This is a genomic window from Microbulbifer variabilis (assembly GCF_052468405.1).
In genome coordinates, this window is record NZ_CP174343.1 from 3818437 (window position 1) to 3835299 (window position 16863).

The window sequence follows — 16863 nt, forward strand, 5'->3', positions numbered from 1 at the left end:
TTTGTTAAGCGCGTATTATGGTCGCAAAGCGCCCCGTAGCGAAAGGGGCGCGCCCTTCCCCACCGCCCAGGAAGCCGCTATGTGCCTACTACTGTTTGCCTATCGCTGCCACCCCGAGTACCCACTCCTGTTGATCGCCAATCGAGATGAATTCTACGCTCGTCCTACCGCCCCAGCAGCGCAGTGGAACACGGGAAGCTTGGTAGCCGGGCGGGATTTGGAAGCTGGCGGCACCTGGGCAGGCATATCCCCCGGCCGTGTCGCCGCAGTCACTAATATCCGCGAACCCGGCACACCCGAACCTGACAATGCGTTTTCCAGAGGGGAAATTCCGGTTAATTTTTTGACTGGCATGAGTACACCAGAGCAATTTGCCAGGACCCTTCAAGGGCCTCGCTACCGCGGCTTTAATGCGCTGCTATTTGACCTGAGAGCAGAACACCCCCTCACCTGTGCCGGCAATCGCCACACTCCATTTTTATTTACGGCAGGGGTTCACGGAATTTCCAACGGAGCACCAGATGCCCCCTGGCCCAAGGTCGAAAAGGGAAAGGCCGGTTTAGAACGGATTGTACAAAATATCAAGGGCCCAATTTCCGGCCATAATTTCGTAGAGCCAGCCCTCAGCTTGCTTCAAGACAGACAAAGAGCTGCGGACGCAAACCTTCCCAAAACGGGTGTTGGCCTTTCCCTTGAACGAGCCCTGTCGTCAATATTCGTACAGATAAACCATAGGGAAAAACTTCTGCCAGCCGGCACCAAAACAGATAACTTGACTGGAGGTTACGGTACTCGCGCCAGCACCGTAGTCGCTTTTAATCGAAATGGCGCCAGCCAGTTATGGGAACAGACCTTTGAAAATGGTGAGCCGCAGGGACCCTTGCGTCACTTTTGCCTCGCTCCTCCAGAGCCATAAAAACCCCATGAAAAACTGTGACTTAGCCCACTTTTCACATTTGATTAGCCGTATCTAATCGTACAAGCACCCACCCACTAATGGAATTATTTCCGCCAAAAAGAATAAATGTGCATGGTTGATACAGCTAGATTGTCGCTTTTTTCTTTCACACTTAATCTAAGAAGAAGCAAACGCCAAGCAAATTCCTCATTTGTTGCCATACTTACTTTCACAGACTGAAATTGGTTGATATTCGCGCAAGTGCGGCGCCAATTGTGGTCTAAATAAGAGGATGTCGCGCGGGACGCATGACAAGTGCGAGTCAACGCTGAACACCAAAATGTTTCTGGATGGGCTCGCCACAGGTTGGGAAGGTATGAACGATCTGGCGCCCGGTATTATCCGCAAGACAACCCCGGGCCCCTGCAGTATCGCTGAGGTACCATGTCTTATTTCAACCCTGAGCTCCGCAAACGAAAATCCATTCTGCCCCTACTAACCCTGGGCACTCTTTGTGTCTCTATTCTCTATTATGCCTTTGCCGCGAACCAAGAAACGGTGCCGGTATTGCCTGAAAACGCCGTACGACCTCACTTGGTTCACTGGCTGGAAGAAAACCCTGACGCTTGGCCAGCCCAGGATCCTATATTCAACCCTGCCGCGGTGCGCAGAATTTACCAGCGCACGGATTACCGTCTACTGTGGTTCGATAACTACAACCTGAGTGAAAGCGCCAACGATCTGTTGAAGCAACTCACAGCAGCCAGCTCAGGCAATCCCAGCAGCATGGTGGATTACCGCTACCATCTCGGTTATTTCGACCGCACTTTGAGAGACACCCCCCAGCGACTGCAGATGGCCGCAGTTCTCGATATCCTGCTCACCGACGCGTTTGTCTCCTATGCCCAGGACACCCAACTGGACCGGCTAAGCCCCAAGAGTCGACCACGTCGCGGTATCACTCCTGTGTTCCGTGATGACCAGGGATTTCGCATGGTTGCTCTGATACAACCCAGCCAGCGAGAGACCAATGAACATCGTGGGCGCAAACATTTTCGCGGCTACAACCGAGCGCGCATTATCGGCAGCACCCCACGCAGCCGCCATTACTCACGCGATTACGAAACTGACCGCGATCGCAATTATTCCAGCTCATCAAGCGCCAATCGCAGCTACAACCGCTCACGACACAGCTCTTACCGAGATAACAATGTAAATGGCTCTGGAGCCGGGAGTAATGGCAGCCGCGTATATTACAATCAAGGCCGTAATGCCAATGGTCGGGGAAGCGAGGCGGTCCCGCGCACGGAAAATAGCGAGGGGCCCTACTTCGAGGAGAATAAACCCTACGGTAGTGATGCATATGCCTTGAGAAATGAGCTTGAACGGCTGCGCAAAATCTCTGCTAGCGGGCGCTGGCGTCCCATTCCTCCAGGACCTGTTATGACTATGGGAGCACGCCACCCCCATGTGAGCCACCTGCGGGATATGCTCTCCCTATACGGTGACTATTCCAGTCGCTACAGTTATGGGGGCGTCGACCCCAACCGATTCGACCGCGGACTGCACGAGGCAGTGCTGCGTTTCCAAAAGCGCCATGGCCTTAAACCCGATGGAATTGTGGGCCGCGGCACGCGCAAACGGCTCAACCTCTCCCCTACTGCTCGGGCAAAAATTGTTGAGATGAATATTCTCCGCAGGGAGGAGTTGCCGGCCAATCTTGGGGAGCGCTTTATCCAGGTCAACATTCCCGCTTACCGTCTCCAATACGTGGAGAACAACCAGGTAAAGCTGGCCATGAATGTAGTTGTGGGTAAGAAAAAACATGCAACGCCTGAAATTACTACGAGGGTTAGTAAAGTAGTGTTCAATCCCACCTGGACTGTACCACGCAGTATCCTGGTGAATGAGATCCTGCCCAAAGCGCGCAAGAACCCCACCGGCATGGAAAACATGGGCTATCGGGTGGTTAGTGGTAGAGGGGAGTATCTACCGCTCACATCCCAGAATCTCTCGGCGGCAGGTGCGGGTTCCTACCTGATGCGCCAGATGGGTGGGGAGGAGAATATGCTCGGCCGGGTGAAATTTGAAATCCCCAATAAACACGATGTCTATCTGCACGATACGCGCGCGCGCAAATTATTCTCGCTGACCGACCGGGACTATAGCCACGGCTGTATCCGGTTGGAGAAGCCACGCCACTTGGCTGAGGCGTTATTGCGTCCACAGGGCGAATGGGATCATTGGCGTATAGACAAGCTAACCGTCGGCGAGGAAACCACCGAAGTAGACCTGAGGCAACTGGTCAAGGTGTATATCACTTATTGGACCGCCTGGGTGGATGGCCAGGGCAGGCTGAACTTCCGCCCTGATATCTACGACAAGGACGGACTCAGTGATAACCAGTTCTAAGTTATCGGGGCGGCCCCAGGGCCGCCCTTAGCCTCGTGAAAGTAATACCTATATACCTTTTCCTGTGAGTACCAGCAGCATCCATTCCCCATAATTATTTAGAGTTTCACGGTCACAAGTTACCACTGTGAGCAGAGTGATCATTTCCGGTGATCCTTCTTTGCTTACAGGGGTGACTTATGGGTGTTGGCTTTTTCCCTTCTCGTTTGCGTGTTGCACGAAAACCGATGTGGTGCGGTTGCGCAATAATATTGGCTGTTGCACTGGGCTTTGAGCAGTCGATAGCAGTCGCCGCGCCAGGAAACGCCAAAAAAGATGATTCGATTGAGGGCGTTTCTGGCAGTGATCCTTTTTCCCCTTACGGCCGTCAATATGCCTTGCTAAGCGAGGAGCTGGCGCGCTACAGCGCCTTAGCGGAGGGGGAACAGTGGAAGCCCCTATCTAAAGGGCAACCTATAACTCCCGGAAGCCGCAGCCCTAGGGTCGCGCAGCTCCGCAGCCTGTTGATGCTGTATGGCGATTACCGGCCAGAAGACTTTGCTGAAACTACCGAAAAAGGCAGCCTGGAAGCTGATGTCTACGATAAGCCCCTGCAGCAGGCAGTACGCCGGTTTCAAAGACGCCACGGCCTGAAAGCCGATGGACTTGTGGACGAACGCACTCGCAGTCGTCTCAATACCAATCCTGCCAAACTGGCACAAATCCTGAGCGCCAATCTTCAGCGCTGGGAACAACTGCCCAAAGACCTGGGGCCACGCTATATCGTTGTTAATATCCCGGAATTCAGCCTCCGCCTGATCGACGGTGATCGAGAGCAGTTTCGTATGAAAGTGGTAGTGGGCAAACCGAAGCACATGACTCCACTGATCGCCACGCGTATGACCCGCCTGGAATTCAATCCAGTGTGGCGTGTGCCGCCGAGTATCGCGCTGAAAGAACTTTTGCCAAAAGGCAGCTCGGCCCTGAGCGCCAAGGGCTACCGGCTGGTCAACCACCGCGGCAGGGCTGTTCCCTTTACCAGAGGTAATGTCGCTGGCGTTCGCCGAGGAAAAGTAACGCTGCAGCAAAAAGGTGGACCGGGCAATGCACTGGGACGGGTCAAGTTTGTTATACCCAATCGCCAGGCAATTTTCCTGCACGATACAAACAGCAAGCACCTTTTCAAAAAAAACCAACGCGCTTTCAGTCATGGCTGCATTCGTCTGGAAAAACCGCTGAAGTTTGCCCGCATGATGCTGGCTCAACAAAATCGCTGGAATAGGGCGCGCATAGACCGGGCACTGATGAGTAGCCGCACCCATGGCGTACAACTGAAAAATCCTCTTCCGGTCTATATCGCCTATTGGACTGCCTGGGTGGATGAGCATGGACAGCTACAGTTCCGACCGGATATTTACCAACGTGATAAAGCCGGTGCGGGGACAAACCGTGGTTAAGCACAAGTATCACCACGGGAGTTATTTATGGTCAAGATTCCCCGCCATCTAGGCCTAGCAGCCTTACTCAGTTTGGCTATCGCCTCTGCGACGCCAATACACATTGCCATGGCAACTAAGGAATCTGTGGCTCTAAACCCAGTCAATATCAGTAATCAACTGCGCTCTGAAGCCAACCATTATCGGGAGATTGCCAAACGCTGGCGGCCTATTAATGAAGGGGGCCCTCTTCAGGCAGGGGATAAAGACTTACGCGTGCTGCAATTGCGCAAATTGCTTGAACTATATGGAGACTATCGCGGGCAACCGGGACCTGCGTCAGCCCCTCAGAAGGATCACTTGCGCTTCGACAGCGCCCTACAGTCAGCCCTTGAAAATTTTCAGCGCCGCCACGGACTTCCCGCCACCGGGGTTGCCGATAATGAAACTCTCTCCGCCCTGTCAGTTTCCCCCGTTGAGCGAGCTAGGCAAATGACCCTGAATGCGGATCGCTGGGACCAACTATCCCTTCCCGAGGATGGCCGCTATATATTGGTCAATATTCCCAGCTACCGATTGCAGTTGGTCGAGAATGGTCAGGTTAAGCTGGACATGAAAACAGTGGTTGGCAAAAGTAGCACCCGTACGCCGAACATGCACAGCCGTATTACCAGTGTCGTCTTCAATCCCACCTGGACAGTGCCGCGAAGCATTCTGATTACCGAACTCCTCCCCAAGGCGCGGCACAACCCCGCCGCCATGCACCGTCGTGGCTACCGAGTAGTTCAATATCGTAGCGGAGCCACATCACCAATTACCGATGAAAGCCTCGCCCGTGCAGCCGGTGGCCACGCCACCTTGCGTCAGGTGAGCGGTCCTGACAACACCCTCGGCAAAGTAAAATTTGTTATTCCCAATAAGCAGGCAATCTTTCTACACGATACTCAGGCCCAGAGCCTATTTTCAGAACAACAGCGAGCATTCAGCCACGGGTGTGTACGGCTCCAGCAGCCGGAAGAGTTAGCTTACTCACTTCTTGAGTCTCAGGGATGGGACAGAACTCGCGTTGCCCAGGCCACAACCGGCAGTGAGGTCCTCAATGTTCCGATCAAGCCCGCCCCACGGCTTTTTATTGTCTATATGACAGCCTGGATAGATACCCATGGGCGCCCACAGTTCCGTCAGGATATTTATCACCGCGATAAACATCAGGCCCCTCTGAACTAGCTCCACAAGTGAGTCCGATTTTTGACAACCTGAAAATGATCTACGCTTTAAAACCTAAAAAAATAGTGAAATAAACGCGAACAAAATTTTAGTTATCTGGGCTAAACGTTTTTGTAATGAAAGAAGCACAGCGCTTTTACGGTATCTTTAGGAAAAATCTCAATTCTTAAAAAATCAGATTCAAAAGCCCCATAGCGCTAAGATATGGAATTGAACAACTTGATTTTCTTTCTGGTTGTTTAGCTAAAGGCTCTATTTCGACTAAAAAGTCCAACACACATTGAATACTGATAGAGTTACAATTCTCAAAACTGTAAAAACGGCTGCAGCCTACGGTAGTTTTTAAGTACTGAAAAAAGAAGGTCGCAAAGGCAACTTTAGCCACAAACCCCAGCTAAGATTTATAGCAATGGGTAACCGAGATCGCAGAATTCTATAGCTTTGCAAGAATTAAAAAAGGAGTACTGTGGCCAACATTCTTATTTAATAAAAATATGAAGCATCCTGCAGAACTTTTACTTACACCAATCAGGCGCACTCTTATCCACAACCATCACATCGAGATAAGGTATCTATCTGAAGGATATGTAGGAATCATACCCTCAATGTTGTATATACATGTACATACATTCAAAGGGGAAGGGGTAATAGATAGAGGTGGACTTTCTCCCATGCTACATAGGGCTTTCTAACAACCTACCAGCAGCACTCTTCGTATATTTGAATAGCTCTCAAAAGAGTAGGTAATAGACCTCTCACCGTGTCCGAGCCCCACTTTTCTATCACTTTCCCAGCCCTATGGAACCTAACAGTCGCAGAAAAATGTTTTTTTAACGTTGGCAACAAAATGACAACGCTGTCTCATTGCTAACAGGTATCCTTGAGTTATTTCTGGAAAATTCCCACCCGCCGGTAGCATAAGAGAAAAAATTTACCAGCATAGCGGTATGATTATTTCCGAATTAGCAGCTGCAAATTTGTAACAACTGGTTATTTTTTGTACATTTTCCGCCGTACCCGGATGCGCTATCCGACGCGCTCCGAAGAGAATTAACGACGAGGCGGAATTATGAAGAATCCATCCAGACGTCGATTCCTGGCAGTGACCTGCGCAACTGCGGCGGCGGTCAGCGCCGGACCGACTTTCGCTAAAGTAGGTAGCTCCCGCACCCTGAAGATGCGCAACCTGCACACAGGGGAGAAGCTGGAGGCCGCCTACTGGGCTAACGGAGACTACAGCAGTAATGGCTTGAAACAATTCAACAAATTGCTGCGCGACCACCGAGCCAACGAAGTGACTCGAATGGACCCGAAACTGTTGGATATCGTGTATAAGCTGAAGGAAAAGTTCAATTACACAGGTACCATCGAGATTATCTCGGGATACCGATCGGCCAAGACCAACGCCAAGTTGCGTGCTGCAGGCCGCGGAGTTGCCAAGCGCAGTTACCATACTCGTGGTATGGCCCTGGATATCCGCATGCCGGGCGTCCCACTGTCAAAACTGCGACAGGCGGCACTGGCTCTAAAAGCAGGCGGTGTTGGCTACTATCCGAAAAGTAACTTCGTCCATGTAGATACTGGCCCTGTACGTCGCTGGTAAGACTGAGAAAGTACTCCAAATCAAAAACCCCGGCCATTGCCGGGGTTTTATTTTGATCAGTTCCCTATCGTAGGCAGGGATACCGGCATAACATCCTTTTCCGATAACGGAACCTGGGTTGTTCCTGCCATCAAACCCGCCATACGTTCAAGCAGTTTACGCGCCTGCACCAATTGCCCCGGCTCAGCCAGCTCAAACGGATCCTCCATCTTCAGCAACAAGGCCTCAAAATCCGAAAAAGTCTCTTCCAGTGCACTGACCTGATGACGGTCAAGCAATACTTCCGCCATGCCGCCACCACCGGTAGGTATCCAGTTGGACTGTAAAGTCGCCATGATGCCCAACAGAGCCTGCTTAGAATCCGCAGCCCGACCACTTTCCACGTCACTCTCTGATCCCTCGGGAAGGCGCCGTAATACTTGTTCATCAATTACCTGAGTATGCGCAGCACGAATTTGCTGTAGCCGTGCTACAGGCCCCAGAGACAGATACTCACGCGACAAATTATTGGCTGAAGTCGGCCAACGGCGCGCGAGACCGGCCATATCCTCTTCCATACCCTTGGCAATCAGCCGGGTCAGTTCGCGGCGACGATTCACCGCCAGCGCCTCAGGTTTCTCACCGTTACTATCGGGGATAAAGTCCTCTGCAGTGCGCTCTCCAGTGGGCCCCCAAAGCATGACTTCCAAGGCATGAAACCCCGTACTGGCTTCCTCATGGGCGGTAAGCCTGTGTTGCTTACGTAAATTAGCCAGGGTCAGCTCGATTGCAGTGTCATTGACAATGCCGCTGTCTGAATACCCTGGCACCGTATCCAGGTAGCCAGCCTGGGCTGGCCAACTGTCCAATGCCAGCATCAACTTGCGCCCCTGGCTACGCAAGTCCACCGGGGAAAACGCCAACTGTATATAGGGAAGGGTTGCCGCAAACTCCCGGTGTGCATCCAGCCAGGAGAGCCTGGCCTCTTCAAGCTGGTCCTCACTGGGATTTGCCAGTAGAGCTTTAACTGCGCGCTGTAAAGTTTCCACTGATGCATGCGTGTGGAGTACCTGGGCCTGTCCCGCCTGCCAAATTGCCAGAGAAAGGTCTGAGGCCGCCTGTTCACTGATCTGTTGCGGCGCCACATCCCGAAGAGTCTTGGGCGGTTCCACGGGCTCCTTCTCACATCCCAATGTGAGCGCCAAGCCACCGAGCAAGAGCACCACAACCAGATACCGAATGCTATGTCCGTTCACTCAATTCCTCATTATTCCCATCACCGCAAAGATCTTGGCTACGCAATTCAGCGGCTCTCCCGCAAGCTGATAACTGGCCAACCGCGCGCTTCTGCCTCTACACGCAGGCGCGCGTCGGGATCTACAGCCACCGGGTGCTCCACTTCGGCCAATAGGGGCAGGTCATTAATGGAATCGCTATAAAACCATTTCTCCCTGCTTTCAAACTCTGGGTTATGCGCCAGCCATTGGCGCAGGCGCAGCACCTTGCCGGCCTGGTAACAGGGCTCTCCGACAACCCGCCCAGTAAACCGGCCCTCTAATTCTTCGGGCTCTGTAGCCAACAACGTGTCTACTCCCAGACGCGCGGCAATGGGCTCTACCACAAAACGATTAGTGGCTGTGATAATCATAATGTGATGCCCTTTGCGGCGATGTTCGCCGATCAACTCCTGCGCCGCAGGCAACCACAACTCACTGACCACTTCCTGCATAAATTCGCTCTGCAGGTTTTCCAGTTGACCGCGTGAAATCTGCGACAATGGTTCCAAAGCGAATTCCAGATAGGCAAAAATATCCAGATCACCACGTTGATAATCCTGGTAGAAGCGGTCATTGGTGGAGCGATAGCGCTCACTATCCACATGCTCCCGATCCACAAGGAACTCGCCCCAGGCGTGATCACTGTCTCCACCGATCAATGTATTATCGAGATCAAATATTGCCAGATGCACCGCCAGCTCCCCCGTAAACTATAGATTCCCAAAGGGTATTTCACCGCCATGGTTAGGCCACCATCAACGTAGCGGCAGTCAATTTTACCTCGCACTTGCCCGTATCACACGGACTACGTCACTGAATTGCTGTAAACCCACCTCTGTGGAACAATGCGGGACAAGTAAGTGCTGCGCACGGCAACACACAACAGTATTGAGGACGGTATTTTGGGCGACGGCAAGCCGGCACAAGCCGGGCGAAGAAACCGCCGTAGGCCCGCCAAACAGTCAAATCGCACCGATAACCCCGCAGCCAACAACCGCAACCGGGGCCAGGGTAGCGAAAACAGCAGCAATATAGATACCGAGGGTTTCCGCCCCAATGTCGGTATCATTGTGCTGAATGTCCGCGGTCAGGCACTGTGGGCTAGGCGGGTAGGTGGCAAGGACGCCTGGCAATTTCCCCAGGGAGGTATAAACCCAGGCGAAACCCCAGAACAGGCGCTATATAGGGAACTGTACGAGGAAATTGGCCTTACTCGCGATCAAGTCAGTCTGATTGCCTGTACTCGTGGCTGGCTGAGATATCGCCTGCCTCAGCGACTGATTCGTCGACGCTCTGAGCCACTGTGTATAGGGCAAAAACAAAAGTGGTTTTTGCTGAAGCTGGAAGCGCAGGAGTCCTCTATCAGCTTCGATAATGGCTACAAACCTGAATTCGACCACTGGCGCTGGGTGAATTATTGGCATCCACTGAGTAAAGTAGTCACTTTCAAGCGCGAGGTTTACCGTCGTGCTTTGACCGAGCTGGCCCCCCAACAGCTTCAGCTGGAAAGACGCTGGCTGCGCGACAAGGGTGAGTGACCCGAAACCTGCTCCTGGTGCGGCTCCGCACCTCCTCTGGCCCCAGGTTAGCCCTGGGCCTATAAATTTCTCCGTTGATTGGCGAGGACAGGCCATTGCTCGGATCTTTACGTAGTATCGTTCAAGAAGTAAACACCGCCAGAGACCTTCCTGCGGTGCTCGAAATTATTGTTCGACGTGTGCGTGAAGTGATGCATACCCGAGTCTGCTCCGTATACCTTCGTGACAAACAATCCGGAAATTATGTCCTGATGGCCACCGATGGCCTGCTCCCAAGTGCCGTGGGTCAAGTGCACTTGGCGCCTGGCGAGGGCCTTGTGGGCAACGTGGTTACCCGCGAAGAGCCCATTAACCTGGAAAAGGCCGAAGCTCACCCCGCCTTCCAGTATTTTCCCTCCACTGGCGAGGAGCGCTTTAGCGCTTTTCTGGGCACGCCGATTATTCACCACCGCACCGTACTTGGTGTTTTGGTTGTCCAGCAGGAGGAACAGCGCCGTTTCGATGAGGGTGAGGAAGCCTTCCTGGTCACGCTGTCCGCTCAATTGGCCGGGGTTATAGCGCATGCGGAGGCCACCGGTATGCTGGCCACCATCCGTAGGCAGCGCCAGGAAACCCATTTCTCCGGTATTGCCGCCTCACCTGGCATTGCCATCGGTCGTGCACATATTGTCACCCCCCAGGCCAACCTGGCCACCGTGCCCTATTCCCTGTGCTTGGATATTGAGGACGAACTCGCCTTATTCCAGCAAGCACTCAGCACTGCCAGGGAAGAAATCCGCGAAGTAGGAGAAAGGCTCAAAGGAGACCTGAACCGCGAGGAGCGTGCGCTGTTCGACGCCTATATCAGTATGCTGGACGATAACTCTCTCGCCGTTGAAGTCTGCGACCGTATCCAACAGCAATTGAGTGCCCCCAGGGCCTGGGCCGAGGTCATGCTCGAACATGTAAGGCGCTTTGAAGCCATGTCCGATTCTTATTTTCGCGACAGGGCAGCCGATGTTCGCGACCTGGGCTCCAGGGTTCTCTCACATCTGCATCAACGCCAGCAGAGCGAGCGAGACTACCCGGATAACACCATTCTCGTGGGAGAGGAGTTAACAGCGGCTGTATTGGCTGAGGTCCCACGGGAAAAGTTAATCGGCGCCGTCTCTGTAAAGGGCTCCTCCAATAGCCACGTAGCTATCATTGCCCGGGCCATGGGTCTGCCTGCCATTATGGGGGTGCAGGATCTCCCCTATGAGACTATCGATGGTGTCGATATGGTTGTGGACGGCTATCGGGGCGACCTACATATCCATCCCGGCGCGGAACTGAAGCGCCGCTATGACGATATTGTGGAGGAGGAACACCAGCTTGCCCGTAGCCTCGACCATATGGCCGGGCTACCAGCGGAAACAGCTGATGGCCACCGGGTTTGCCTGCTAGTTAATACCGGGCTAATGGCCGATGTAGTGCGCTCCCTGGAACGAGGTGCGGAAGGCGTGGGCCTATTTCGGACTGAAGTACCTTTCCTGCTGCGCGACCGCTTCCCCTCTGAGGAAGAGCAGCGGGAAATCTACCGGGAACAGCTGGAGGCCTTCGCGCCCATGCCGGTCACCATGCGAACCCTGGATGTCGGTGGCGATAAGGCGCTGGCCTACTTCCCTATCGAAGAAACTAACCCCTTCCTCGGCTGGCGCGGTATCCGCGTTACCCTGGACCATCCGGAAATATTCCTGGCGCAGGTGCGCGCCATGATGAAAGCCAGCTTAGGGCTCAACAACCTGCGTATCATGTTACCAATGATCAGCGGGCTCAATGAACTGGAAGCGGCGCGCAGGTTAATAGAACGCGCCTACGGAGAGCTGCTGGAAGAAGGGTATGAGATTGAAATGCCGCCGGTTGGTGTCATGGTGGAAGTGCCTTCAGCCATTTACCAGATTCGCGAGCTGGCCGAGCGCGCCGACTTTATCTCAGTAGGTAGTAACGACCTGACCCAGTATCTGTTAGCGGTAGACCGCAACAACACACGTGTAGCCAATATCTATCACGCCCTCCATCCCGCGGTGCTTCGCGCGCTACAGGAAATCGTCACCATTGCACATGCAGAGGGCACCAAGGTGAGCATCTGTGGAGAGCTGGCCGGCGAACCCGGGGGGGCGCTGCTGTTAGTGGCAATGGGCTATGACAGACTATCGATGAATGCCACCAATTTGCCAAGGGTAAAGGCTACCTTGCGCGCTGTGCGCCAGGCAGATACCGAGCTGCTTCTACACCAGGTGCTCAAAATGGATTGCGCTGACGAGATTGAACAAACCGTGAGCGCCTTTTTGCAGAGGATCGGCCTCAAAAATATTCTGCGCCCAGCAAGTGCACGGCATTAAGTCCGATACTCTTCAAACAAAAAAGCCGCTGCATTTGGCAGCGGCTTTTTTGTTTGAGAGCAGGAAGTAATTACTCCGCTGACTCCTCGCGATACGCCTCGGCATCCAACATATTGTCCAGCTCACTCACGTCACTGGGCTTGATACGGAAGAACCAGCCATCATCGTAAGGGGAAGAATTCACGGTTTCCGGAGAGTCTTCCAGAGCCTCGTTCACCGCGACAACCTCACCGGAAACGGGGGAGTAAATATCGCTGGCAGCTTTCACCGACTCGACCACACCAGCCTCATCTCCTGCAGCCAGGGTGCTGCCAACTTCGGGGGTTTCAACGTATACCACGTCGCCCAGAGCATCCTGAGCGTGATCGCTGATGCCGATAGTTACGGTGCCATCCTCTTCCAGGCGCGCCCACTCGTGGCTGGAGAGGTATTTCAGTTCATTGCGGATTTCGCTCATGCTGTTATCCCTTGATTAAGCATCTGAATTTATTGTCTTGCCAACGCGTACACCTGCGGGCGACGCTTAAATAACCGATTTGCCATTGCGCACGAAACAGGGCTTCACCACCCTGACTGGCTGCAGCTTTTTGCGGATTTCCACCTCAGCGGTATCGCCAACACTGACCGGTACCCGCGCCATGGCAATGGAGTAACCCAGGGTCGGCGAGAAGGTCCCGCTGGTAATGATACCGCGCTCTTCTGTACCGTCTACCACCACCTGTTGGCCCGCCCGCAGTACACCGCGCTCCTCCAGGACCAGACCAACCAGCTTGTGCTTAACGCCCTGCGCTTTTTCTTCTTCCAAGACTGCACGGCCAATAAAGTTGCGTCCCTCCGGCTCCCAGGCGACGGTCCAAGCCATATTGGCCACCAGTGGGGAAGTCTCTTCATCCATTTCGTGGCCGTAGAGGTTCATACCGGCTTCCAGACGCAGAGTATCGCGAGCACCCAAACCACAAGGCGCTACGCCAGCATCGGCGAGAGCGCGCCAGAAGCCGCTGGCGTCCTCACCCGAGAGCATGATTTCCAGGCCATCTTCACCGGTATAACCGGTGCGCGCCACAAACCAATCACCACGGGCCACACTTTCAAATACTTTCAACGCATCGATTGCCGCAGTCCAGTCGATACCCAGGACTTCCTTGGTTTTAGCGATTGCATTGGGACCTTGGATAGCGATCATTGCAAGATGAGGACGCTCTGTGAGAGTCACATCAAAAGATTCTGCCTGCTTGTTCATCCAGGCTAAGTCTTTGTCGCGGGTCGCGCAGTTCACCACCACTCGATAACCAGGATCACGCAGGTAGACGATCAAGTCGTCGATTACACCGCCTTGGTCATTGAGCATACCAGTGTAGAGAGCCTTGCCAGGCTTGCCGTCTAGCTTGGCCACATCATTGGCCAGCAAATAACGCAGGTAGTCGCGAGCAGCGGGCCCATCGACATCTACTACGGTCATGTGGGAGACATCGAACATCCCCGCATCGGTGCGCACCTTATTATGCTCATCCAGCTGGGAGCCGTAGTGTAGCGGCATGTCCCATCCACCGAAGTCCACTATTTTGCCACCCATGGCGACATGTGTGTCATACAAAGGCGTTCTGTTTCCCATCTTAATTCTCAGTCCGTCAGGTTCCGAAGCGGCGTATTCTAGCGGCTTGAGTACAAACCTTGCCAGCAGGCTATCCGCGGCGACATTTATGGTCAGCAAGCTTAGCAGCCGCCGGGACTAAAACCTGCGCAGAATGCCGGAGGCCGTCAAAGATTCCGCTGGTGCCACCGGTAGTAAAAAAAGTGGCATGAAGAGCGGATAGATTAGTCCCGCGGACGCTCACTCTCCTTATTGCTTTCTTCTGGTTTTTTCTCTTCTTGAGCCGATTCGTCCACCTTTAGACCATATTTTTTGGAGCGCCAACGCCACAGCCGCTTAGCCAACTCCTGGCGATCAGGGGTTTTATCAGCCTCATCGACAATCTCTTCACCGAGCAAGGTCTCAAGAAGATCCTCAAGGGTAATCAATCCCTCAAGGCCACCATACTCATCCAGCACTGCGCTGATCTGCACCCGACGAGATAGCATTTTCTGGAAGGCCTGATAGATCGTGGCAGTTTCCGGCAGCATCAGCATCTCACGGCGGAAATCCTCCAACTTACGCTCGCGCTCTCCCTTGGCATAAGCAAGTAAAAGCTCCTGTTTAAGTACAAAACCTACAACGCAATCTGGATCGCGATTTTCATAAACAGGGATACGCGAGAAGCGCCCTTTTTCAACTTCCTCATAAGCCTCAGCCAATGTTGCATCCTGGGGCAGGGAAAAAACCACGGTGCGTGGAGTCATCACCTCTCGTACCGAGTGATCCCGCAGGGTAAAAAAGAGATTGCGTAAAATATTGGACTCACGCTGTTCCAGCTGGCCCTCAGCCTCACCAATCTCGGCCATAATCGCAAATTCATCGCGGCTAAAGCCGGTCAGGGTCGGCCCATGGGAGAGACCGCGGGTTAACATTTCAGACATTTTGACAAACGGATAGAGCAGCCAAACCAGCCCCCGCAACCCGTAAGCAGTAAATGGTGCCAGTTGACGCCAATAAACCGCTCCCAGGGTTTTGGGGATAATCTCAGAAAAAACCAGAATTAACAGTGTCAGGATCGCAGAGGCAATTCCCAGGTATTGATTGCCAAAAACCGCCGCTGCCTGGGCTCCAGCCCCGGCAGCACCGGCGGTATGAGCGATAGTATTCAGGGTAAGAATTGCGGCCAGGGGCGCATTGATATCCCCCTTGAGTTTACGTAGCAGAGGGCCGGCCTTATGTCCCTCGCGCTCCAATAGTCGCACGTAGGGCGTTGTTACACTGAGAATGACGGACTCGGCTATAGAGCACAAAAATGAGAAACCGAGAGCGATAAATACATAAGTAATTAAGAGAAGCATATATCCCTGGTTACAGAAAAACTGGAATTGAATTTTTGCGTACTGCCAACGACACAACAAGCCTGTAACAAGCTAAAAAAGCAAAAATATTACCAAATGGGCCAATAACAGCCGGACAAGGCCCCACTTATCAAAACAGGAACAACAAACGCAAGTGCACCTTAGGGAGCGGTTCAGCCTGGAATAAACTTCCGCCCCCCGCCCACAACGCAATACACTAAAGCAACGACTAAGCCGCTAACGAAGCCCCCTATATGTGCTGCGTTTGCAACCCCGACTCCGGTGAAAAATGTCACAACCCCCAAAGCGCATAAAACCAGCCAAGCCAAAGCCACGGTGATAATACCTACGGGAATATCACGCCATGCTGGCTGAAAACGCTGCACTACCAAAGCAAACCCTACAAGGCCATACACCACTCCAGACATACCACCAAAAAGAACCCTCGGCTCCCACAAATACTGGGAAAGATTGGAGGCGATAGCCCCGATAAGTACCAGCAACGTATACATGAGGCTGCCACCCCGGGCTTCCAATGGCCGACCTAATATCCAAATACCCAAAGCATTGAACAAAGCATGGGGCAGGGAAAAGTGCACAATAGCTGGTGTCAACAACCGCCACCACTGCCCATTTTGTAGATGCCAGGCAAGAGAGGAATCTGAGAGAGGATTGCCTGTTTGATCCGGGTAGATCAGCAAAGCACTGGAAAAATTATTCGCTTGCAGAAACCAGCCAACAAAACATAGTGCAATCAACAAGAGGCTGACTGGTGTCTTATCCAGGGGAAAACTTGGTAACACTGAGACTTGGTTATGTGCCTGTTCAGACGATACATTTTTTTTAGGTTGATGCGCTGATTCCGTCTCGGGATCATTCGCTTCAACTGCCGAATCAGGCGCACCATTTGGCTGAGCAGCTTGTAACTGGACCCTGTCGAGGTCAACTTCACCAGCATCCCAGCGCTGCAGCAGGGGTTTAAGTACTTCTGCTAGGTTGCCATCAAAGGTCATTATCTGCTGCCGGTTTTTCTCCTCAACGATTCGCAACGGCAGTTGATAACGTTGAATAAAATGCGCCAGTGCACAGAGATCCTTCGAAAGAGGAAAGGAATAAATAACTAACCACTGGCTCAATTCGGTAAACCCTTCTAATTGGATTGCCTGACATCACTCATTCCAACGGGCCCTTTTGCACTTACCGGCGCTATATTTTAACGG

General features: G+C 53.0%; 13 protein-coding genes. 7 read left to right on the forward strand and 6 right to left on the reverse strand.

Going from position 1 to position 16863, the window contains the following annotated elements:
• The first annotated feature begins 1 nt into the window (after nt 1).
• The 5 genes from ACJJJB_RS17265 (at nt 2) to mepK (ending at nt 7555) form a co-directional block, all read left to right on the forward strand.
• The gene (locus ACJJJB_RS17265; protein ID WP_445365228.1) at nt 2–916 is read left to right on the forward strand and encodes an NRDE family protein; all 915 of its coding nucleotides are present in this window, start codon (nt 2–4) and stop codon (nt 914–916) included.
• A gap of 426 nt (nt 917–1342) precedes the next feature.
• The gene (locus ACJJJB_RS17270) at nt 1343–3310 is read left to right on the forward strand and encodes a L,D-transpeptidase family protein (protein WP_282952253.1); all 1968 of its coding nucleotides are present in this window, start codon (nt 1343–1345) and stop codon (nt 3308–3310) included.
• Nucleotides 3311–3489: 179 nt separating this feature from the next.
• Nucleotides 3490–4746, forward strand: coding sequence for a L,D-transpeptidase family protein (locus ACJJJB_RS17275; protein WP_445365229.1), 1257 nt, complete (start codon nt 3490–3492; stop codon nt 4744–4746).
• A gap of 27 nt (nt 4747–4773) precedes the next feature.
• Nucleotides 4774–5952: a L,D-transpeptidase family protein gene (locus ACJJJB_RS17280; RefSeq protein ID WP_020414268.1), complete on the forward strand. Its 1179-nt coding sequence runs from the start codon at nt 4774–4776 to the stop codon at nt 5950–5952.
• Between the two features lie 1069 nt (nt 5953–7021).
• The gene (gene mepK, locus ACJJJB_RS17285; protein ID WP_020414267.1) at nt 7022–7555 is read left to right on the forward strand and encodes a peptidoglycan L,D-endopeptidase MepK; all 534 of its coding nucleotides are present in this window, start codon (nt 7022–7024) and stop codon (nt 7553–7555) included.
• Nucleotides 7556–7611: 56 nt separating this feature from the next.
• Here the strand turns inward: mepK and ACJJJB_RS17290 are convergent, their stop codons facing one another.
• Nucleotides 7612–8790, reverse strand: coding sequence for an imelysin family protein (locus ACJJJB_RS17290; protein ID WP_245556710.1), 1179 nt, complete (start codon nt 8788–8790; stop codon nt 7612–7614).
• Between the two features lie 47 nt (nt 8791–8837).
• Entirely contained in the window at nt 8838–9503 is a 666-nt protein-coding gene (locus ACJJJB_RS17295) for a histidinol-phosphatase (protein WP_020414265.1), read from the reverse strand.
• Between the two features lie 168 nt (nt 9504–9671).
• On the opposite strand from ACJJJB_RS17295, the gene ACJJJB_RS17300 reads away from it, so the two are divergent.
• Nucleotides 9672–10349, forward strand: coding sequence for an RNA pyrophosphohydrolase (locus ACJJJB_RS17300; protein ID WP_020414264.1), 678 nt, complete (start codon nt 9672–9674; stop codon nt 10347–10349).
• A gap of 95 nt (nt 10350–10444) precedes the next feature.
• Nucleotides 10445–12712 carry a phosphoenolpyruvate--protein phosphotransferase gene (gene ptsP / locus ACJJJB_RS17305; protein WP_026305190.1) on the forward strand — a complete coding sequence of 756 codons (2268 nt, stop codon included), beginning with the start codon at nt 10445–10447 and terminating at the stop codon, nt 12710–12712.
• A 70-nt stretch (nt 12713–12782) separates the two neighbouring features.
• Here the strand turns inward: ptsP and gcvH are convergent, their stop codons facing one another.
• The 4 genes from gcvH to ACJJJB_RS17325 form a co-directional block, all read right to left on the reverse strand.
• Nucleotides 12783–13169 carry a glycine cleavage system protein GcvH gene (gene gcvH, locus ACJJJB_RS17310; protein WP_020414262.1) on the reverse strand — a complete coding sequence of 129 codons (387 nt, stop codon included), beginning with the start codon at nt 13167–13169 and terminating at the stop codon, nt 12783–12785.
• Between the two features lie 66 nt (nt 13170–13235).
• Nucleotides 13236–14324 (reverse strand): glycine cleavage system aminomethyltransferase GcvT, encoded by a 1089-nt coding sequence (gene gcvT, locus ACJJJB_RS17315; RefSeq protein ID WP_282952249.1) that lies wholly within the window; start codon nt 14322–14324, stop codon nt 13236–13238.
• Between the two features lie 203 nt (nt 14325–14527).
• The gene (locus ACJJJB_RS17320; protein ID WP_444902530.1) at nt 14528–15643 is read right to left on the reverse strand and encodes a CNNM domain-containing protein; all 1116 of its coding nucleotides are present in this window, start codon (nt 15641–15643) and stop codon (nt 14528–14530) included.
• Between the two features lie 173 nt (nt 15644–15816).
• Nucleotides 15817–16779, reverse strand: a complete 963-nt coding sequence (locus tag ACJJJB_RS17325; RefSeq protein ID WP_051089523.1) for a rhomboid family intramembrane serine protease — start codon at nt 16777–16779, stop codon at nt 15817–15819.
• Nucleotides 16780–16863 lie beyond the last annotated feature (84 nt).